Genomic DNA, 19,252 nt, shown 5'->3' with positions numbered 1-19,252 from the left:
AGGCGAGCCGGTGCACCACCTCTTTCTTGGCCTCGGCGTTGGCGACGTGGAAGACGTGATGGGTCATTTCGGGCACCGGCGAGTTGGGCTCGTCGACCGAGTGCAGCACCTCGTTGCGCAGGAATCGCTGTACGAGCTTGTCGACGCCGTTGTCCAGGGTGGCCGAAAACAGCAGTCGCTGGCCGTCTTTCGACGTCGCGGCCAGGATCCGGGTGACGCCGGGCAGGAAGCCGAGATCGGCCATGTGGTCGGCCTCGTCGATGACGGTGATCTGCACGGATTCCAGGCTGATCAGCCGCTGCTTCATCAGGTCCTCGAGCCGGCCCGGGCAGGCCACCACGATGTCGACGCCGGACTTCAGCGCGGCCACCTGGCGGCTTTGCGAGACGCCGCCGAAGATCGTGGTGATCCGCAGGCCGGCGGCATTCGCCAGTGGCTCGAGCGTCGCTGTGATCTGCGTCGCCAGCTCCCGGGTGGGGGCCAGCACCAGGCCCGAGGGCCGCGAGGGGCGCCGGCTGCCCGACGCGAGGCGGCTGACGAGCGGGATGGAGAAGGCCAGGGTCTTGCCGCTGCCCGTCTTGCCGCGACCGAGCACGTCGCGACCGGCCAGGGTGTCGGGCAGGGTCTCGATTTGAATCGGGAAGGGATGGGTGAGGCCGCGCTTGGCGAGCGCATCGACCAGGTGGGTGCGCACGCCGAGATCGGCGAAAGTCTTACTGGTGGTCACTTTTCGGTGCCTTTCGGGCATCGGTGGTGCCGCGCCGGAGGCGAGAACGCCGCGCGGCATCGGCACGAGGTGGCGAGATTGCCGGATGGCAAAATCGATCGCCGCGAGACAAGCTAGTGCGCGATGCACGGATCATCTAGGTGACAAGCGCGATCTTTTCGCTGGCACCGGAGGGATGAGGAAGCGTTCCACGACGGTGTTGGCATGCAGTGTCATGAAGCCAACGTTGCTGCCAGCGTAGCGTATGCGACGCCGAACGGCTAAATGGCGTAGCTCACTCTTCGAGCCGCGCACGAACGGCCGCCAGCCGCGCCGCCAGCTCGTCTTCGTCGATGACGCCGCGCGCCACCAGCGAGTGCGCCAATGCCACCAACCGATTCTCCGGATAGGGCAGGCCCGCGTAGACGGTTGCCGACAGCGCGTCCTCGTCGCTGCGCCGCTCGGCGAAACTGAGTACCTGTGCCCCGCAATTACTTTGATCGAGGGCATCGCAGATGCCGTCCAGGCTCGTCTGCCACGGGGGCACCGGGTTGCCGACGCCGTGTTTGGCCGCCATGCGGCTCCAAATCTGGTTGCGTTCAACGATTTTCGTCAGCGGCGCGATGCTGGAGTGTTCGATGCTCATCGATGCGCCCCGGGTCAGTCGCCGACGGGGTGTACGGCCGGGCGCGTCTGGGTGACGGCGTTGGTGGTCACCCCCGGCTTGGGCAACGCGACGCCGATCAGGCAATCGCGCGTGATTATTTCGACGAGTTGGTCCTCGGTCCAGCCCTGCGTTCCGTCCGGCCGGACGGGCATCACCATGAACCGATGCTTCTGGTTGGAGTCTTCCACCCGGATCTCGACGTCCGCCGGGAGTATCAGGCCGAATTCCGCGAGCACCTGCCGCGGCCAGCGCACGATGCGGCGCCGATAGTTAGGGGTGCGGTACCACTCCGGCGAGTTGCCCAGAATCGGGCGCGGGTAGCACGAGCACAGCGTGCAGACGATCACGTGATGCAGCGTCGGGGTGTCTTCCAGCACGTGCAGGGCGGTGAAGTCACTCGGCGTTCCGAACCCGGTCGGTTCCAGCCAGTCGACCCCGACCTCCTTGCTGGCCGCCAGCGCATCGATGCGCACCAACTCCTTGAAGTCGGGATCCAGCCACGCCCGGGCCACCAGGCGGGCGGCCGGCGTGGGGCCGATTTGTTCCGCGTACTCCGTCATCAAGCGGTGTTCCTCGGCGGTGAAAATGCCCTTCTCGATGCACAATTCGCGAAGCGCGATCTCGAGGACTTCGAAATCGGTGATCTCGTCCACCATCGGCGCGGCCGTACGGTCGTGGTCGTGGTCGTGGTCGTGGTCGTGGTCGTGGTCGGTCATGATGACGTTCCTTCAGAGGTCGCGGCCGCCTGCAGCCATCGCTCGGGAAGCTCAGTCTGCAGCGAGTCATGGAAGGGACCGGTGTAGCCGGGCCACAGTTCGGACATAGTGAATCGAACGATGTAGAACCATTCGGGTTGTTGGTCCGGCGCGTCCCACGTCTCGTCCTCGGCGGCGGGGCTTTCGTACGAGACGACCGCGATCTCGCCCGTCGCCCCACGCACGTACTCCTGCGTGCGGGTGTAGAGCAACACCGGCAAATCGCGGACCACGACCTTGTCGCCGACGTTGAACTTCGGTGCGCCGGCCTGTCCGGCGTACACCTGCGGGTCGCCTTTGCCGACGGCGTGGCGGTGGTGCCGGTTGCGTGAGACGGCGGCGGGATCGCCTTCGGACTTGGGCTTGGCCTGCAAGGGATTTCCGCGCAGGCCGTCGGCATAGCGGGCCCTGACCTCGGCCATGCGTTCGGCCAATTCGCTGAGGCCGATGTGGTGCTTTTCGACGAGGACGCGTGCGACGGCAAGCAGCCACCGCCCGTAGTAGGGCAGTCCGAGGTAGATGGTGCGGCCCAGGTCGACGTTGCCCATCCGGCGTCGTTCCTCGGACAACCAGATCCCGCGCCAGCCGAGCACCTCGCACAGCACATAGGTGTTGTGCTCCCAGATCTCGTACTGCTTGTTCTCGAACTCGATGGGAGCGTCCGGCTCGCCGCCGACGTCGTGGGGGGTCTTGACATAGGCGTTGAAGCGTTCGTGGTCAATGAGATCCGGCGTGGGAGCGTCGGGGAGCTCGGGGTAGGACGATTGCAGCCGGGCTATCAGGTCGAGCTGTGCGGCTCGGTCCGACGCAGTCGTCATCCCAGCTCCATTCGACTAGTCCAGCGCCTTCGTACACTTCACTCTTCCGGCGGACATTGCGCAACCGCAAAGCGAATGTCGCCGTCTCCGGTAACGTCACCGCAATGGAGCGGCGCGTCCTGGAAGCGGTCATTTATGAGCGTGAACCGCCGATTGCGCGGATCATTCTGAACCGGGTGGACAAGGCCAACACCAAGGACGCGGTGCTGGTCGGCGAGGTCGACAGTTGCCTGCACGAGGCCGACCGCGACAAGGACATCAAGGTCGTCATCCTCAAGGCCAACGGCAAGGGATTCTGCGGCGGCCACGTGGCGCGCTGGGGCCCGGACGAAAACCCGTATCCGGATTTCGGGGACACGTTCGAGGACCTCTACAAGGGCACCGCCGATCTGTTTTTGTGGCCCACGCTGTACCTGTGGGAGTTTCCCAAGCCGACCATCTCGCAAATCCACGGCTACTGCATGGGCGGTGGCATCTATCTCGGACTGCTGACCGACTTCTGCGTCGCCTCCGAGGACGCGTATTTCCAGATGCCGCTCGCCCAGAGCCTCGGCGAACCCGGCGGCCACACCATGATCGAGCCGTGGCTGCTGATGAACTGGCATCGCACCATGGACTGGCTGCTGCTGGCGCCGACCCTGACCGCGCAACAGGCGCTCGAGTGGGGCCTGCTCAACCGGGTAGTGCCGCGCGACGACCTCGAGGACACGGTTGAGGAGATGGCGCGCAAGATCGCCCAAATCCCGTTGACCACACTGATGGCGGTCAAGAACAACGTGAAGCGCGCGTGGGAACTGATGGGCATGCGGGTCCATCTTCAGGTCAGCCACATCCTGACCAACATGGTCGGCGCCGCGTCCGACGTGCAGGCGCGGCGCGCCGAGCTGATGCAGTCCGGCATGAAGCCACGCGAATTCGTCGACAAACCCGAATCGCCCGCCTAGCGGCTCATCTCACCGGCGATCTTGCGTCCGGCGGCATGGCGCGCGGCGACGTACCCGAACACCATCGAGCTGGCGATGCTCGCGCCGGCGCCGGGATAGGTCCGGCCCATCACCGTCGCGGTCGTGTTGCCGGTGGCGTACAAACCCTCGATCACCCGGTCCTGTTGGTCGAGAACCTGCGCGTGTTCGTTGGTGATGACGCCGCCGCACGTGCCGACGTCGGCCGGCAGCACCCTGGTTGCGTAGTAGGGGGCGGTGTCGAGCGGGCCGATGGCGGCGTTCGGCCGATAGCCGGGGTCGCCGAGGCAGTCGTTGTAGGCGGACTGGCCGCGGGCGAAGTCGGGATCCAGCCCCTTGGCCGAGAATTGGTTGAATCGCCGAATCGTGCGCGCCAGTTCGTCGGCGGGAAGATCGATCTGGCGGGCGAGGTCGGGGATGCTCGCCGCCCGGGTGACGGCACCGGATTCGATCAGCTCGGCCGGCAGCGGCTGGTTTCGCTTCAGGGTTTTCAGGGGGCTTGCGCTCGTGACGTATCTGCGTACGTATCCCTCGTCGAAGATCATCCAGCACGGCACCGCCTTGTTGGCGTACATCGCCTTGCCGACCTCGACGTAGGAGTTGGACTCGTTGCAGAACCGCCGCCCGGTCGAGTCGACGTAGATGGCACCGGGACGCTGGCGTCCCGAACCGAGCGAGGCGGCGACGGCGCCGCCGTTGGCGATGAAAACCGAAGGCAGCCACCAGGCCTCGTCCAGCAGGTCGGTCTTCGCGCCCAGTCGCATCGCCGCCGCGAGGACCTCGCCGGTGTCACCGGCGTTGGCGATCGACCACTTCCCCTCGTTGGGCTGGTTGCCGCTGTAGCGGCGGCGCATCTCCTCGTTGTGACCGAAACCGCCGGCGGCCAACAGGACTCCCTTGCGGGCCTCGACGGTCAGCGGCCGTCCGTCGCGGACGACGCGCACGCCGACCACCCGGCCGTCGTCGACGACCAGATCCGTCATCGCGGCTTGTGTCCACAGCGGGGGATCACCGTCGCTGAGATCGATCAGCGCCTTGAGCATCTGGGCGATCAGCGAGGCGCCGTTGGTGAGGAGCTGACGCCGCCGGGCCCGGGCGATCGCGGTGCGCAGGAATACCCGCGCCGCGACGGCGAAGGCGCGCGGTGCGCGGTTGAAATACTGGACCGACCGTAACTCGTTGGTCAGCACCACATATCCGTAGTTCTTGGCCAGCGGCGGCTGCACCTTGTCGCTCCAGTCGCCGAGCCGCGCGGCGTCGAACGGGATGCCCTCGACGGCGCGACCGGAGGCGTTGCCGCCCTTGTGGTTCGGGTAGTAGTCGCTCCAGCCCGCGCAGCGGATCAGCGCCACGCCCTTGCGGGTGAGGAAGTTGATCATTTCGAAGCCCGCGGTGAGGAACATTTCGCGTCGTTCGGGTGAGGAGGGCGCGCCGATGTCGCCGACCACGTCGGCCAGGTAGGCCAGGCCGTCCTCATGGGAGTCGGCGATGCCGTCGGCGCGCATCAACGGGTTGTTCGGCAGCCACACGATGCCGCCCGACAGCCCCGTCGAACCGCCGACCAGCGGCTGCTTTTCGATGATCAGCGGTTCGAGGCCGCAGTCCAGTGCGGCCAGCCCGGCGACCATGCCGCCCCCGCCGCTGCCCGCGATGACCAGGTCCACCGAGTGGTCCCACCGGCCGGTCATCGCGCCGCCGCGCCGAAGCCGAGGTCGACGATCGGTACGTCGATGGTGGTGTTGGTCTTTCCGATGGCGGGCAGCAGCGTGGTGTAGGGCAGCCCGGCCAGGAAGCCGTCGATGACGCGTTCGAAATTCGAGATCAGCCCCTCGATCTGATCCGACAACCGCATGAAGTCAAACCCCCTGGAATGCAGGCCCTTCTGCTGTCGGGGCAGGTTGGAGAAATCCTGGGCCGGGATGGGCGGCCACCGCGGGTCATCGGGTGCCATGGGTTCGGGAGGCGTGGGCTTGCCGGCCGACGCGTCCGCGGGATACCGGGTCAGCGACCAGATCTCGAACAGCGTCTCCTCGGGACCCAGCGGGCGGATGCGGTACGAGGAGGCGCTGCTGTAGGTGGGCAGGATGAAGTGGTGCGGGAAGGCGAATCCGATCGCGTCGGTGATCCCGCGCCGAACCAGCTCGTTGAGGTCGGGCATGGTGCTGCCGCGGGCGCGATGCCAGTTGACGACGGCGTCGTTGAGCGCGTCGCGCCACCCCGCCATCGCCGCGGCCGGGTCGGCCGGCAACTCGATGTGCTGCAGTCCTTCGGCGATGCGAATGTCGTTCTCGTGCGTCATGCCACCCATGCCGGCGCCGAGCGTGCGCATGAAATACAGGCTGCTCGCGACGACGGGATGCACTGCCGCGCAGGGCTGTCCGGTCTGTGCCGACGGCAGCAGCTGCGGATGGGTCTGCGGGACGTGGTAGCCCTCCATGAACGCCGCGGTCGCGAGTTTCCAATTCACCGGCAGCCGGCACGATTGCCACCACTCCACCCGCAGCGACTCCACCCGCCACGCGTCGTAGATCGAGGCGAACGGTTCCATCCAGTCGCGCAGTGCCGGTGCGTCGTCGTCGAGGTTGATCCACGCGCAGCCACCCCAGAGCTCGCAGCGCACCGCGACGAGTTCCAGGTCGTCGGGACGCAGGTTCTCTTCGGCGAACGCTTCGGGGCGCAGCACGAAGGTGTTGCGCCCGTCGATGCCCCAACACCAGCCGTGGAAGGGGCAGACGAACGTGCGCCGGTTGCCGTTGCCTTCCACCAGCTTCACGCCGCGATGCCGGCAGGCGTTGTGGTAGGCGCGCACGGTGTCCTGGTCGACGCGCACCACGATGATCGAGTCATCGAGGATCTCGTACTCCACGTAGTCGCCGGGCTTCGGGATCTCCTCGAGCCGGCAGGCCATCTGCCACACCCGGGGCCAGAACAGCTGCGCCTCCAGCGCGTAGAACTCCGGATCGAAGTAGCGCTGCTTGGGGATTCGATCGGCGGCCTGGACCGCCCACGGCACCGGTAGCGGCGTCCAATTCACCGCCGACCCGCGGGGGGTGTGCGGGTCGGAAATCTCGTTGCCCATTCCTATAGCCATCTCGTCATCCCTTGTCACATCACAAGATCCGCGACACCCGCCCTTGCCAATAGCGGTCGCGGATGCGTCTCTTGTAGAGCTTGCCGTTCGGGTCGCGCGGCAGGGCGTCGAACTCGACGGTGCGGGGGCACTTGTACCCGGCCAGGCGGGTCCGGCAGTACTCGATGAGTTCTGCCTCCAGCTCCGGCCCGGGAAGGACACCGTCGGCCGGTTGCACGACGGCCTTGACCTCTTCGCCGAATTCGTCATTGGGGATCCCGAACACCGCCGCGTCCACCAGCTTCGGATGCATGACGAGCAAATTCTCGACCTCTTGCGGGTAGATGTTGACCCCGCCGGAGACGATCATGAACGTCGAGCGGTCGGTGAGGTACAGGTACCCGTCGGCGTCGACATAGCCCATGTCGCCGAGCGATCGCCAGCCGCGGTCGTTGGACACCGATGCGGTCTTGGCGGGGTCCTTGAAGTATTCGAAGTCCGGTCCACCCTCGAAATAGAGTTCACCGGATTGGCCGACGGGAAGCTCCCGCCCGCCCTCGCCGACCACGTGCACCGGGGCCATCGGAATGCCCACCGAACCGGGATGGTCGAGCCACTCCCGTGGCCCGATCGTCGTGCCCGCGAAACCCTCTGTGCCGCCGTAGTATTCGTGGATGATCGGGCCGAACCAGTCCATCATCCGGTGCTTCACATCGACCGGGCACGGTGCCGCCGCGTGGATGACGCACCGCAGGCTCGACACGTCGTAGCGCCGCCGGACGGCTTCGGGCAACTTGAGCATGCGCACGAACATGGTCGGGACGAACTGCGCGTGGGTCACCCGGTGGGTCTCGATCAGGCGCAACACCGCCTCGGCGTCGAATTTGGGCATGAGGACGGTCGCGGCGCCCACCCGGTTGGCCGCCATGGTGTAGTTGACGCCGGCCGCGTGATACAGCGGCGCGGGGGACAGGTACACGCTCGAGGAGTCCATTCCGTATTTGTGAATGAGCGCGAGCTCGAGCACCGACTGCGCCCAGGATCCGTTGCCGTCGGCGGGAAGCGGTCGCCGCACCGCCTTGGGCCGCCCGGTGGTCCCGGACGAATACAGCATCTCTGACCCGTCCGACACCGGTGGGGCCTCGCCGGCCGTCGCCAGCGCGTCGTCGTAGGACTGCCAGCCCGGCAGCGCGCCACCGACCGAAAAGCGGGCGACCACCGCGGCATGGGCGGCACCGATGTGCGCGGCCAGTTCGGGCATCGCGGCATCGACGAACACCGCCTTGGCGTCCGAATCGTCGATGACATAGCTGACCTCGTCGGGCAGGAAATGGGTGTTCACCGCGGTGTAGTAGAGGCCGGAAAGCTGAGCGCCCCAGGTGATCTCGAGAAACTCCGGCCGGTTGGGCAGCACCAGCGCCACGCCATCGCCGCGTCGCAACCCCGCCCCGTGCAACGCGGCGGCCACCCGCTTGCTGCGGGCATGCAGTTCGCCGAACGAGATCGTACCGCCGTCGCTGATCAGGGCCGGCGACTGTGCGGCGGCGATCGCGTGGTCGGCGATGTTCACCAGGGGCCTAAGTTGTTGCGGCGCCGTCGGTCTGGGCGGCGGCCGCGGCCTGGCGGCGGGCGTGCTCGGAGGGCAGCACCTTGTCCTTGAACACGGTCTGGATCAGCTGTTGCACGTCCTTGCTGATGGAGGCCAGCGCGACGAGGTCGTTGGAGCTCTGCCAGTGCACCCGCATGCCCATCAGTTCCCAGGCGCGTTTGAGGTTGGCCTTGGTGAGCATCAGGGTCGTCAACGGCGCCTGGGCGATGTGGCGCGCGATCGCGTCGACGCGGTCGTCGAGGTCCTCCCGCTTGACCACCTCGTTGACCAGGCCGACCTCCAGCGCCTTCCGGGCGTCGATCACCTCCGCGGTGAACAGGTAGTAGGCGGCGCGGCGCCAGTTCATGAACACCCAAGGCTCGATGGAACATTCACCCGACGGCATGCCGAAGCCCTGCAGCGGCGGGTAGGAGAAGTAGGCGTCCTCGGAGGCGATGACGATGTCGGTGGTCAGGCCCAGGTGCGTGCCGCCGCCCACGCAGTAGCCGTGCACCTGCGCGATGGTGGGCTTGGAGAACTCCCACAGGTTCAACGTCGGCTTGACGAACAGGTCCGACTGCGCCTTCCACGGGTGGCCGGTCACCATGGCGTTCTCGACGAACGACGGGTAGTCGACGGCGTTGTTGCCGATGGCGTGCCCGGAGCAGAAGCCCTTGCCGTTGGCTTTGAGCACCAGCACCTTGATGTCGTAGTCGCGGTCGGCGTCGGCCAGCGCGGCGTCGACCTCTTCGGCCAGCTTCTGGTCCTGGGCGTTGGCCTTCTCCGGCCAGTTCAACGTGACGCGGGCGATCGGGCCGTCCTTTTCGTAGATGATTCTCTCGCGGGTCTCGTTGAGATCCATCGGGCTCTACCTTTCCTCGTTAGGACGTGATGACGCCGATTTCGGCGCCGATGTCGTAGGTGGTCCCGACCTGACCCGTCCAGCGCACGGTGCCGGATGCCCCCGCTTCGATTTCCTGTTCCACCTTCTCGGTGGCGACCACATAGATCGGCGTGCCCTCCTCGACGTGTTCGCCGGCGTCGACCAGCAGGCCGGTGAGTTCGGCCTCGGACACCGCCACCGATACCCGGGGGATGCGAATGATGAAGTCAGCCATGCACCTTCGCCTTCTGACAGGTGCGCTGCGCCGCTGCGACGATGCGCGCCGGCGACGGATACACCTGTGCCTCGAGCGCGGCGGCGGCCGGGTTGGGCACGAATCGCGCGGCGACCCGCTCGATGGGTGCGGCGAGTTCGCCGAACAACTCGGTCGACAGGATCGCGGCGATTTCGGCTCCGGGACCGGCGAATTGGACGGCGTCGTGCACGATGACGGCCCGGCGGGTGCGCCGGACGGATTCGACGATGGTCCCGACGTCAAGCGGCACCAGGGTGCGCAGATCGACGACTTCGGCATCGACACCCCGCTCGGCCAGGGTGGCTGCCGCGGCAAGCGCGTCGTGCACGCAGCGTCCGTAGCCGATCAGGCTCACGTCGGTGCCGGGCCGCTTGATATCGGCCTGGCCCAGCGGGATCGAGAAGCCGGGATCGACGGGCACGAACCCCTTCTTGCTCTGCAGCCGGATGGTTTCGACGAACAGGCAGGGGTCGGGGTCGAAGATCGCCGTCGTCAACAGGCCTTTGCCGTCGCGCGGGGTGGACGGCACGATCACCTTCATCCCGGGGACGTGCATGAACCAGGCCTCCAGGCTCTGCGAATGCGTCGCACCGGTGGCCAGTCCGGCGTATACCTGGGTGCGCACGGTGATGGGCGCCGACGTGCGCCCGGCGGTCATGAACCGCAGTTTGGCGGCGTTGTTGATCAATTGGTCGGCGGCGATACCGATGAAGTCCATGATCATGATCTCGGCGACCGGCAGCAGCCCGTCGATGGCCGCGCCGATGGCCGCGCCCAGGATGGCGGCCTCCGAGATCGGTGTGTCCAGCACGCGTTCGTGACCGTATTTGGTCGACAACCCCGCGGTGGGACCGGACGCACCGGGATCGGCGATGTCCTCGCCGAGCAGGAACACCCGCTCGTCGGCCTCGAGCGCCTGATCCAGCGCGAGGTTGAGGGCCTCGCGCATCGTCATCTCCTGATCGGCCATGTCCTACACCGGAAACCCGATGGCCGCCGCATAGACGTCGCGGTCGAGCTCGTCGATCGATGCCGCGTCCGCGGCCAGGACGGTGCGCAGCGCGGCTTCCACCGCCGCCACCGCCTCGCTGTCGATGCGGTCCAGCTCGTCGTCGCGGCAGGCGCCCGTCTCGGCGAGGTGGCAGCGGAACCGGGGCACCGGATCGGCGGCCATGGCCGCTTCGAGTTGCTCGGCGGGGATGTAGGGCATGCGGTCGCCGAAATAGTGGCCGCGGAAGCGGAACGTCACACATTCGATGAGGGTCGGCCCGCCGCCGCTGCGCGCCCGCTGCAGCGCGTCCTCGAGCGCGGCCTGCACCGCCAGCGGGTCGTTGCCGTCGACGCGCGCCCCCGGCATCCCGTATCCGGCGGCCCGATCGGCCACCCGCTCGAGCTTCATGGTGTCGCCGGTCGGGGTCATCTCGGCGTACTGGTTGTTCTGGCACACAAAGACCACGGGCAGGTCCCACAGCGCGGCCATGTTGGCGGCTTCGTGGAAGGAGCCGGTGTTGGTGGCGCCGTCGCCGAAGCTGACCACCGTGACACGGTCTAGTCCCTTCCGTTTGGCGGCCATCGCCAGTCCCACGGCCACCGGCGGCCCGGCGCCGACGATGCCGGTCGAAAGCATCACGCCCACTTCGGGTTTGGCGATGTGCATGGTGCCGCCCTTACCCCGGCTGGCGCCGACGGTGCGGCCCATCATCTCGCCGTAGATCTCCTCGAGCGGCACTCCCTTGCCGATGAGATCGTGCAACCCACGGTAGGTGGTCACCAGCTGATCGTCGGGCCGCAGCGCGACACCCATCGCGGCGGCGATCGCCTCCTGCCCACGGGAGGGCCAGTACACGCACATGAACTCGCCGGTGCCGATCCCCTTGGACAGCCGGTCGTCGGCCGCCTTCATCAGCACCATGAGTTCGTAGAGGCGTCGCTGGATCTCGGAGTTGTCGGTCATCGCCGAACCCCGTTGCGGTGCACGATGATCGGTGCCACCGCCGTCACGCGCCCGACCATGGCTTGACCTTGAGGAAGCCGCCGCCGTCCACGCGCAGTTGCTGTCCGGTGACATAGCGGGCGGCGTCGGACGCGAGGAACAGCACCGCCTCGCTGATGTCCTCGGGTTCGACGTAGGGGATGGGCATCGCCTGCACGAACGGGAAGATCGGTTCGGCGTCCTCGCGGGTCGGCTCCTTCAGGTCGGGGCGGAAGGCGCGGTACATCGGCGGGCTGTGCAACATGTCGGTGTTGACGTTGGTCGGGTGCACCGCGTTCATCCGGATGGAAAACGGCGCCAGCGCCAGGGCGAAGTCGTTGACATAGTGCGCGGCAGCCAGTTTCGCGAAGGCGTAGCCCGCTCCGCCTGGACCGCCGTCGATGCCGGTGGTGTTCAGGGACGACATGAAGGCCGCGTTGGAACCGATGACGACGATCGACGCGCCCGCCTGCAGGTGTTTGAGGCTGGCGTGCACCAGGGTGAGCACGCCGACCAGGTCCACGTCCACCGCGTCGGCGAACGCCTTCGGGGGCAGCCCCGCGGTCAGGGGGCAGATGCCGGCGTTGGCCACCACGACGTCGAGGTGCCCGAGTTCGGCGACGCCCGCGTCGATGGCCGCCGACAGCGCGACACGGTCGCGGACGTCGGCGACCGCGGTGTACGCGCGCTGCCCCTCCTTTTCCACCAGCCGCGCCGTCTCATCCAGGTCCTCGGGGCGCGCCAGGGGATACTCGTTGGTGTCGATGTCGGCGCAGATGTCCACGGCGATGACGTCCGCACCTTCGGCGGCCAGCATCCGCGCGTGTGAACGGCCCTGCCCGCGCGCGGCCCCGCTAATCACGGCCACCTTGCCCGTCACCCTGCCCATCGCCCGTCCTTCGTCCGTGTCTACACCACGACCCGCGTTGGCGCCCAACGCCGTTCGTCGACATCACTGAAGCTGAAGCGGGAACCTTGCGACCGCTCACCCGCCCGCGCCGCGGGACGGCGCGCGGTCACCGCGGCGGGCGTCGCAACGAGACCTTCGGTCGGCTGCATCGCATCTCTTCCCCGAAAAACCGCGCTGACCTGCAGATGGGCTATCACTACGACCAAGACTAGCTAGAATATCTAAAATAGCAAGGAATGGCCGCGACGAGGGGGTTGGCGATGTCTGACGTGCACGGCGGCGTCCTGCGCGGGGTGCGGGTCGTCGAGCTGGCGTCCTGGACCTATGTGCCCTCGGCCGGGGCCGCGCTGGCGGACTGGGGTGCCGACGTCATCAAGGTCGAAGGCGTCGCCTCCGGTGACCCCGGACGGGCGCTGGTGGTCGGCGGGTTCACCCGGCAAGCGGCCCGTCCGGATGCCGACTTCATTCTCGAACTGGGCAACCGCGGCAAGCGCAGCATCGCCATCGACGTCAAATCGGAAACGGGTCGCGAGTTGTTCGGCCGGCTATTGGCCAGTGCCGATGTGTTCTTGACCAATTGGTTGCCCGGCGCGCTCGAACGGGCCCGGCTGACCGTCGAGGACGTCCGCTCGTTCAACCCGAACATCATCATCGCGCGCGGCACCGGCCTGGGCGTCCGCGGCCCCGATCGCGACCGCGGCGGCTTCGACGCCGCAACCTATCTGGCGCGCGGCGGGGTCGCCTACACGCTGACACCCTTCGGCAGCGAGACGCCGGCGGTCCAGGGGCCCGGCTTCGGTGACCTGCAGGGCGGGGCGACGCTGGCCGGCGGCGTCTGCGCCGCGCTGTTCCACCGGGAACGTACGGGCGAACCGACGATCGTCGACTCTTCGCTGCTGGCGCAGGCGATGTGGTCGATAGCGCCATCCATCTGCGCGGCCGACTTCTTCGACATCGACGGGATCCCCGGTGCGCCGCCCGGCCTGGCCATCAACCCGTTGGTCAACCGGTACAAGACGAAAGACGGCAGGTGGATCCAGCTGGTGTTCTTGCAGCCGGACAAATTCTGGGCGGGCTTCTGCCGGCGCATCGGGCTGGCGGAACTGGCCGACGATGACCGATTCGTGCCGTCGGCCAACCTGATCGCCAATGCGGCCGCCGCGACCGAGCTGCTGGCGAATACGTTTGCCGGCCATGACCTCGCGCACTGGCAGGCGGTGCTCGCGGCCGAACCCGGCGTGTGGGGTGCGCTGGCGACTCCGCGGGAAACCCTCAACGACCCGCAGGTCGAACCCAACGGCTATGTGGTGACGAACGTCGACGACCGCGGGGAGAAGTACCGAATCGTCGCGGCCCCAGTGCAATTCAACGAGACGCCACCGTCTCCGGCGCGCGCCCCCGAACACGGCCAGCACACCGAGGAGATTCTGCTGGAGCTCGACATCGGCTGGGACGACATCGCCAAGGCGAAGGAGTCCAAGGCGATTCTGTAGGTGGCCCGGTCGGTCGCTAATTGTGCTGTTTCACAGCCGGTTTCGATACCACGGGTCGCGAATTTCGCTATGAGCAACCGATCCCGAAACGGTCACAGCCGGGTATCAATGTCAGTGGTGGACTGGCACAACGCGACGGATCCGCAAATCATTGCACAGGGCGCCTTTTGGGGATTTGCGGCCGCGACGACGCGCACGGATTCCTGCCGCTATGCGAGTAGCGGTTTCACCAGGGCGCAGCAGGAGGTATCAACAGCATGACGACGAACTGGGTTCCCGCCCAAACTTCGTGCGGCCCGAACTCCGGCCGCATTCTCGACACCGCGCGGGGCATCCTCATCGGTCTTCGCCGGTGTCCGTCCGACGCCGCACTGGACGAGTTGCACAGCGCGGCAATCCGGCACAAGGTACCGGTATTCGCCATGGCGTGGGCATTGGTCCACCTGGCGGGTGACGGCGAGAAGACCCCGAGCTTCGTCGACGCCCAGTCCGCGGCCCGCCGCGAATGGGGCGCGCTGTTCAAATCCCGCGCGCTTACCTGCTGAGCGCGCACCAAGACGTTGGGGCGGCCGAGCTTTCGAGGGGTAACCCGGCCGCCTCCAACCACAAAAACATCGGCCCGAAAGCGCGTTCGGAGGGTGGCGCCCTCGGGCTGCGGCTGCAGTGGCCGACGCGGACGAGGGGGTTGCGGCGCCCACGGATGAGCCGTGCCGCGAGCGGTCCGGCCCCGATCCGGACTACGTGATCACCCTGCTCCGCTGAGCCGGCGTCGAGTGCGAGAATTCTCGTCGTGTCCGCAATCGAGCGTGGGCGGCCGACGGGTCCCGGGCCCAGGCTGCACCGTCCGCGCGGTCCACTGGCCGACCACATCGAATTCTTCGGGCATTGGCTGCACCGCGGCAGCAGCTACCGGAGCCGGGCGCTGCCACGCGGCGCCGTGACGGTCGTCTTCGACGTCGGCCCCCGGCAGCGGCTGGACTTCTATGCCGCGGACGGCACGACCGAAGAGCGTGTTCCGCCCGCGTTCCTCACCGGACCGCAGAACGTGTCCTATGTGTCGGACATCGCGGCCGACGAGCCCGTCATGGCCATCCATTTCCGGCCCGGTGGCGCTTTTCCGTTTCTGGGCATGTCGCTGGGTGACTTGGCCGGCGCGCCCGTCGGCGTCGACGAGATCTGGGGTGGTGCGGGACGCGAATTGCACGAGCGCCTGATCGAGGCGCCGTCGATCCCGGCCAGGTTCGCCCTGCTCGAGCGATTCATGCTCTCGCGGATGGGCTCGTCGAGACAGCCGAGCCTGGGCGCCGCGTTGGCGGCCATCGAGGCCGATCCCTCGGTGCGGTTGGCCGAACTCCGCCGCCTGACGGGATTGTCGAGCAAGCGGCTCGTCGCGCTGTTTCGCGCCGAGGTGGGTTTGGCGCCAAAGGAGTTCGCCCGCGCTCGCCGATTCCAGGCGGCGCTGAGGCGACTGGGCGAGGACGCCGGCGGCGGCGCCCGCATCGCGGCCGACCTGGGCTACTTCGACCAATCCCATCTGGTGCGGGAGTTTCGCGCGTTCAGTGGAATGACGCCGACGTCCTACCGGCGGCGGCGAATCCTGTTGCCGAGCCACGTTCCGTTCGAGCGGCGCAAAAATCCAAGACCGCCCGGTTCGGGGCGCAGATGATGACCACATGGAGGAAACCAGACAAGCCGTAGCGGACACCGGATTTCTGGTCGCTGCGATGCGCGCCGAGGAATCCAAGCGCCCGGACCGGCTCTTCACCGACCCGTTCGCCGACCGCCTGGCCGGCGCGGAAGGTCGCGCGTTGCTCGCCCGGGCCGCCGCGAAGACGGGCGCGTCCTCGCCGCAGATCGCCATCCGCACGCGGTTCTGGGACGAGGCATTGCAGAGGGCGGAGTCGGACGGCATTGCGCAGGTGGTGATCCTCGGGGCGGGCATGGATGCGCGTGCTTACCGGCTGCCGTGGCGCCCCGCCACCACCGTCTACGAAGTCGACCAGCCGCAGGTGATCAGAATCAAGGATCAACGGCTCGCCGGTGAGCGTCCCCGCTGCCGTCGCGTCCCGGTGGGCGTCGACCTGGCTGACGACTGGCCGAAAGCCCTGATCTCTGAAGGGTTTTCCTCGGACGCCCCGGCCGCGTGGCTGGTCGAAGGCCTGCTGCAGTACCTCGACGCCGCCGACGTCGACGTCTTGTTCGCCCGAATAGATGCGTTGTCCGCGCCGGGTTCGCGTGTCTGCTACGACCTGGTCGGCACGGCGCTGCTGGAGGCGGACTTCATGCAACCAACCCTCGAGTACATGCGGCGCAGCGGCGCGCCGTGGACGTTCGGCACCGACGCGCCGGCTACCCTGATCGAGCGGCACGGCTGGATGGCGGAGGTCACCGACGTCGCCGAGCCCGGCGCGAGGTGGAATCGCTGGGATCATCCGGCCGTCCCGCTGAAGGTGCCCGGCGTACCGCGCGGCTACTTCGTCGAGGCGACGAAGTCCTAGCGCGACAGCGGCGGGCTATTTGGGCGGCGGCAGCTCACGCGGACCGTCGGGCGGGCCCAATTCCGGCGGACCGTCTCGCTTCGTCAGCGCCCGCCGCCGGTCGCGATCCGCGGGCGGGACCGACAGGCGCTCGGCGTCAGGGGCGGACCGTCCCGGCAGGGACGCGCCCGACCCGCGCCCGGACACCCGGCGCTGCGCCCGCTCGGCGGGGTGGTGTCGCGATGAGGTGACGAATTCCGCCCGGCCCGAGGGTGTTTCGGTGTCGGCGGGGTGATCGGACGGCCGGGTGTCGGAGGCCTCAGAGCTGATCGCCACCTTGCGGGTGCGCTTGAGGGTGAACGTGATCTCTTCGGTTTCCTCGAGGACGCCTTCGAACACCTGGCGCGCGGTGCGTAGCGGCTGGGTGGTGGTGTCGATCACCTTGGCCACGAACGGCGGCACCAGCGGGCGGATCCAGCGGGCGGCGGCCTTGGTGGCGTCCGGAATCGACGGGATCAACGGCGCATGGCGTTCTTGGTGTTGCTCGACCGCGCCGCCCCACGGCTCCGGCGCGGGCAGATGCTCCGGAAGGTCGGTCTCGGGACCGGCCAAGCCGGCGGCGGGCTCCGGCGTGGGCAGTCGGGTGATGGCCCGGCTGGCCGCCTCGGCTTCGGCGGCGATCGGCAGGTACACGTCGTCGTCGCCCGGCTCGAACTCGCGCTGCGACGGCGCGTGCACCGGAGCATCCAGGGCTTCGGAAACCCGCCGGCGTTGCTGCTCACGGTCGATCTGGGTCTGCGCCTCGACGGCAAGCCGGGCCTGTGTCAATTGGTGCTCGGCCCACAGGATTTCGGCCTCCCGCCGCACCTCGGCCCGTTTGATCGCGATGGCGGTGTCCGCGTCGAGTTCGGCGCGTTCGCGCTCGGCCCGCGAGGTGGTGCGGCGATCGTGCGTGGTCTCGCCACGCCAGCACCCCAGGATCAGCGGCGCCAGGTAGAGCAACACGCAGGCCCCGATCGTCAACAGCCGCAGGCTCATCGCCCCGGCGTCGGCCGCGGTCAGGTCGTTCATCGCCACCCAGCGCGCGCCCAGGCCGCGGTCGGCGTCCGCCGCGACACCGTCCCGCGCGTCACGTAGCGCCAGCTCCTGTCGCGAGATCGTGGCGTCCAGCCCTGGTGCGCGGCCGTCGCGCGCGGCGAGGGCGGTGTCCAATTCGTGCTGGGCATCGCCGAGAAGCTCGTTGGCCGTGCGTGTTTCGGGCCCGGCACCGGGATCGCCGGTGATCCGGGTCTGCGGGCAGCCGGGGGTGGGGTGGTATTCGCAGCGGGCGACGACCAAGGCCTTGTCCTGACGGTCGCGGGCCGCCGCGACGGTGTTGTCGAGTGCCGTGCGGGCGTCCCTGGTCTGCTGCAGGGCCGCCGCTGCCCGCGCCACGGCCGGGGCCGATTCGGCGTGGCGCAACGCCCGTTCGTCGAGCCGGTGGGCGATCGAGCTGGACAGCAGAACGAGCGCCGCGAGTTCACCGACCACGACGCCGACCGCCGCCGCCACCGCGACGCGTCCAATGACACCAGCGCGACTCCGGCCGGGCCCCGGGATGGTGGCGCGGCCGATGGCGCCGACCAGCACACCGAAGACCAAGGTGGCGGGCACCACCGCCGGCAGCGGCCAGGGGGTCGAGCCGGTGACCGCGAGCGTCGCGACCAGCCAGGCCAGCATCGCACCGGACAGCGTGACGGCGCCGGCGACCGCGTGAGCGGACCGTTCGTGACGCTCGCCCAGCTCGCGCCGGTGCCCGCCGCCGAGCCAGATGAGCATCCCCGCCGCCCGGGCCAGGCCCGATGGCTGCTCGATCACTTCCTGGGGCATAAGACTGAAAACACCTCCACCATCAAGCCTCGCAGGCCACCGCCCGACACTTCGAATCGAAGCGCCCCGCCTGTGGCGCGCTTCACAGACCCGCGGAACCGACGCGGATCGCCGGCCGCGCATCGCTCGCATCCGCCGGTCCAACGAGGAGGCACCTGACGCGGAATTCCTGCGACGCGAGCAGATCAGCGACCGTTCTGGCAGGTGACATGAGACGGTATAAGCCTATGACGAATCACGATTATGTCACCTACGAGGAGTTCGGCCGCAGGTTCTTCGAGGTCGCCGTCACTCCCGAGCGTGTCGCCGCGGCGTTCGCCGACATCGCCGGCAGCGAGTTCGCCATGGAGCCGATCGCGCAGGGGCCGGGCGGGATCGCCAAGGTCAGTGCCAACGTCAAGATTCAGGAGCCCCGGGTCACGCGCCGGCTGGGCGACACCATCACCTTCGTCATCCACATCCCACTGTCCATCGATCTGCTGATCGATTTATGGCTCGACAAGCCGCGTTTCGTGGTTTCCGGAGACATTCAGTTGCGGGCGACGGCGCGCGCGGCAGAACCGCTGCTGCTGATCGTCGACGTGGCCAAACCGCGGCCGTCCGACATCACCGTCAATGTCTCGTCGAACTCGATCCGTGGCGAGGTGCTGCGGATCCTGGCGGGCGTGGACGGTGAGATTCGGCGTTTCATCGCCCAGTACGTCGCCGCCGAGATCGACGCGCCCCAGTCGCAGGCGGCGCAAATCATCGACGTGGCCCAGCAGCTGGAGCAGGCCTGGCCCTGACCGGCCGAGCCCACGAATACGCCCGAGGCCGTCGGGGTACC

At 68.0% G+C, this 19,252-nt stretch carries 19 protein-coding genes; 6 read left to right on the top strand and 13 right to left on the bottom strand.

Annotated features, from left to right (window positions below; translation table 11 throughout):
- The 4 genes from A5646_RS04015 to A5646_RS04000 all read right to left on the bottom strand — a co-directional run.
- A partial coding sequence (locus tag A5646_RS04015; RefSeq protein WP_156765508.1) for a DEAD/DEAH box helicase occupies window positions 1-727 on the bottom strand: 727 nt, incomplete at its 3' end.
- A 274-nt stretch (window positions 728-1,001) separates the two neighbouring features.
- Window positions 1,002-1,352, bottom strand: a complete 351-nt coding sequence (locus tag A5646_RS04010; RefSeq protein ID WP_066861350.1) for an SH3-like domain-containing protein — start codon at window positions 1,350-1,352, stop codon at window positions 1,002-1,004.
- A 14-nt stretch (window positions 1,353-1,366) separates the two neighbouring features.
- Window positions 1,367-2,089, bottom strand: coding sequence for a thiocyanate hydrolase subunit gamma (gene scnC / locus A5646_RS04005; protein ID WP_067020015.1), 723 nt, complete (start codon window positions 2,087-2,089; stop codon window positions 1,367-1,369).
- Window positions 2,086-2,946 carry an SH3-like domain-containing protein gene (locus tag A5646_RS04000; RefSeq protein WP_066861356.1) on the bottom strand — a complete coding sequence of 287 codons (861 nt, stop codon included), beginning with the start codon at window positions 2,944-2,946 and terminating at the stop codon, window positions 2,086-2,088. Before A5646_RS04000 ends, scnC begins: the two co-directional genes overlap by 4 nt.
- Window positions 2,947-3,050: 104 nt before the next feature.
- Here A5646_RS04000 and A5646_RS03995 point away from each other — a divergent pair, with 104 nt between their 5' ends.
- Window positions 3,051-3,890 carry an enoyl-CoA hydratase-related protein gene (locus A5646_RS03995; protein ID WP_067020021.1) on the top strand — a complete coding sequence of 280 codons (840 nt, stop codon included), beginning with the start codon at window positions 3,051-3,053 and terminating at the stop codon, window positions 3,888-3,890.
- Here A5646_RS03995 and A5646_RS03990 read toward each other — a convergent pair.
- The 8 genes from A5646_RS03990 to A5646_RS03955 all read right to left on the bottom strand — a co-directional run bounded on the left by A5646_RS03990 (window position 3,887) and on the right by A5646_RS03955 (window position 12,566).
- On the bottom strand, window positions 3,887-5,596 hold the full coding sequence (locus A5646_RS03990; protein ID WP_067020012.1) for an FAD-binding protein: 1,710 nt from the start codon (window positions 5,594-5,596) through the stop codon (window positions 3,887-3,889). The genes A5646_RS03995 and A5646_RS03990 overlap by 4 nt on opposite strands.
- Window positions 5,593-6,942, bottom strand: coding sequence for an aromatic ring-hydroxylating dioxygenase subunit alpha (locus A5646_RS03985; RefSeq protein ID WP_231998007.1), 1,350 nt, complete (start codon window positions 6,940-6,942; stop codon window positions 5,593-5,595). The genes A5646_RS03990 and A5646_RS03985 overlap by 4 nt, the downstream gene beginning before the upstream one ends.
- A gap of 76 nt (window positions 6,943-7,018) precedes the next feature.
- The gene (locus tag A5646_RS03980; protein WP_067020009.1) at window positions 7,019-8,548 is read right to left on the bottom strand and encodes an acyl-CoA synthetase; all 1,530 of its coding nucleotides are present in this window, start codon (window positions 8,546-8,548) and stop codon (window positions 7,019-7,021) included.
- A 7-nt stretch (window positions 8,549-8,555) separates the two neighbouring features.
- Window positions 8,556-9,428: an enoyl-CoA hydratase-related protein gene (locus tag A5646_RS03975; RefSeq protein WP_066861372.1), complete on the bottom strand. Its 873-nt coding sequence runs from the start codon at window positions 9,426-9,428 to the stop codon at window positions 8,556-8,558.
- Between the two features lie 19 nt (window positions 9,429-9,447).
- Window positions 9,448-9,684 carry a biotin/lipoyl-containing protein gene (locus A5646_RS03970; RefSeq protein ID WP_066880693.1) on the bottom strand — a complete coding sequence of 79 codons (237 nt, stop codon included), beginning with the start codon at window positions 9,682-9,684 and terminating at the stop codon, window positions 9,448-9,450.
- Entirely contained in the window at window positions 9,677-10,675 is a 999-nt protein-coding gene (locus A5646_RS03965) for an alpha-ketoacid dehydrogenase subunit beta (RefSeq protein WP_066861377.1), read from the bottom strand. Before A5646_RS03965 ends, A5646_RS03970 begins: the two co-directional genes overlap by 8 nt.
- Before the next feature lie 3 nt (window positions 10,676-10,678).
- On the bottom strand, window positions 10,679-11,659 hold the full coding sequence (locus tag A5646_RS03960) for a thiamine pyrophosphate-dependent dehydrogenase E1 component subunit alpha (RefSeq protein ID WP_066880697.1): 981 nt from the start codon (window positions 11,657-11,659) through the stop codon (window positions 10,679-10,681).
- Window positions 11,660-11,702: 43 nt separating this feature from the next.
- A complete protein-coding gene (locus A5646_RS03955) occupies window positions 11,703-12,566 on the bottom strand; it encodes a mycofactocin-coupled SDR family oxidoreductase (protein ID WP_067020007.1) in 864 nt (287 codons plus the stop codon).
- Window positions 12,567-12,823: 257 nt separating this feature from the next.
- On the opposite strand from A5646_RS03955, the gene A5646_RS03950 reads away from it, so the two are divergent.
- The 4 genes from A5646_RS03950 to A5646_RS03935 all read left to right on the top strand — a co-directional run bounded on the left by A5646_RS03950 (window position 12,824) and on the right by A5646_RS03935 (window position 16,578).
- Window positions 12,824-14,080, top strand: coding sequence for a CaiB/BaiF CoA transferase family protein (locus A5646_RS03950; protein ID WP_369806905.1), 1,257 nt, complete (start codon window positions 12,824-12,826; stop codon window positions 14,078-14,080).
- 257 nt (window positions 14,081-14,337) lie between these two features.
- Entirely contained in the window at window positions 14,338-14,625 is a 288-nt protein-coding gene (locus A5646_RS03945; protein WP_066861389.1) for an ANTAR domain-containing protein, read from the top strand.
- A gap of 245 nt (window positions 14,626-14,870) precedes the next feature.
- Entirely contained in the window at window positions 14,871-15,746 is an 876-nt protein-coding gene (locus A5646_RS03940) for an AraC family transcriptional regulator (protein WP_231998232.1), read from the top strand.
- 7 nt (window positions 15,747-15,753) lie between these two features.
- Window positions 15,754-16,578: an SAM-dependent methyltransferase gene (locus tag A5646_RS03935; RefSeq protein ID WP_067020004.1), complete on the top strand. Its 825-nt coding sequence runs from the start codon at window positions 15,754-15,756 to the stop codon at window positions 16,576-16,578.
- A gap of 15 nt (window positions 16,579-16,593) precedes the next feature.
- Here A5646_RS03935 and A5646_RS03930 read toward each other — a convergent pair whose 3' ends face one another.
- The gene (locus A5646_RS03930) at window positions 16,594-18,426 is read right to left on the bottom strand and encodes a DUF4407 domain-containing protein (protein WP_067020001.1); all 1,833 of its coding nucleotides are present in this window, start codon (window positions 18,424-18,426) and stop codon (window positions 16,594-16,596) included.
- Window positions 18,427-18,653: 227 nt separating this feature from the next.
- Here A5646_RS03930 and A5646_RS03925 point away from each other — a divergent pair, with 227 nt between their 5' ends.
- Window positions 18,654-19,211: a hypothetical protein gene (locus A5646_RS03925; RefSeq protein WP_066880707.1), complete on the top strand. Its 558-nt coding sequence runs from the start codon at window positions 18,654-18,656 to the stop codon at window positions 19,209-19,211.
- Window positions 19,212-19,252: the final 41 nt, after the last annotated feature.

It is taken from the genome of Mycobacterium sp. 1245499.0 (genome assembly GCF_001673615.1).
GTDB lineage: Bacteria > Actinomycetota > Actinomycetes > Mycobacteriales > Mycobacteriaceae > Mycobacterium > Mycobacterium europaeum_A.
The sequence above is the reverse complement of the archived record's forward strand: the minus strand, read 5'-3'. Positions and strand labels throughout refer to the sequence as shown.

Bases quoted from the DNA above. Each gene is read 5' to 3' on its own strand.
- A5646_RS04010 (WP_066861350.1), bottom strand. From the start codon at position 1,352: ATGAGCATCGAACACTCCAGCATCGCGCCGCTGACGAAAATCGTTGAA.
- scnC (WP_067020015.1), bottom strand. From the start codon at position 2,089: ATGACCGACCACGACCACGACCACGACCACGACCACGACCACGACCGT.
- A5646_RS04000 (WP_066861356.1), bottom strand. From the start codon at position 2,946: ATGACGACTGCGTCGGACCGAGCCGCACAGCTCGACCTGATAGCCCGG.
- A5646_RS03995 (WP_067020021.1), top strand. From the start codon at position 3,051: ATGGAGCGGCGCGTCCTGGAAGCGGTCATTTATGAGCGTGAACCGCCG.
- A5646_RS03990 (WP_067020012.1), bottom strand. From the start codon at position 5,596: ATGACCGGCCGGTGGGACCACTCGGTGGACCTGGTCATCGCGGGCAGC.
- A5646_RS03975 (WP_066861372.1), bottom strand. From the start codon at position 9,428: ATGGATCTCAACGAGACCCGCGAGAGAATCATCTACGAAAAGGACGGC.
- A5646_RS03970 (WP_066880693.1), bottom strand. From the start codon at position 9,684: ATGGCTGACTTCATCATTCGCATCCCCCGGGTATCGGTGGCGGTGTCC.
- A5646_RS03965 (WP_066861377.1), bottom strand. From the start codon at position 10,675: ATGGCCGATCAGGAGATGACGATGCGCGAGGCCCTCAACCTCGCGCTG.
- A5646_RS03960 (WP_066880697.1), bottom strand. From the start codon at position 11,659: ATGACCGACAACTCCGAGATCCAGCGACGCCTCTACGAACTCATGGTG.
- A5646_RS03955 (WP_067020007.1), bottom strand. From the start codon at position 12,566: ATGGGCAGGGTGACGGGCAAGGTGGCCGTGATTAGCGGGGCCGCGCGC.
- A5646_RS03950 (WP_369806905.1), top strand. From the start codon at position 12,824: ATGGCCGCGACGAGGGGGTTGGCGATGTCTGACGTGCACGGCGGCGTC.
- A5646_RS03945 (WP_066861389.1), top strand. From the start codon at position 14,338: ATGACGACGAACTGGGTTCCCGCCCAAACTTCGTGCGGCCCGAACTCC.
- A5646_RS03935 (WP_067020004.1), top strand. From the start codon at position 15,754: ATGGAGGAAACCAGACAAGCCGTAGCGGACACCGGATTTCTGGTCGCT.
- A5646_RS03930 (WP_067020001.1), bottom strand. From the start codon at position 18,426: ATGCCCCAGGAAGTGATCGAGCAGCCATCGGGCCTGGCCCGGGCGGCG.
- A5646_RS03925 (WP_066880707.1), top strand. From the start codon at position 18,654: ATGACGAATCACGATTATGTCACCTACGAGGAGTTCGGCCGCAGGTTC.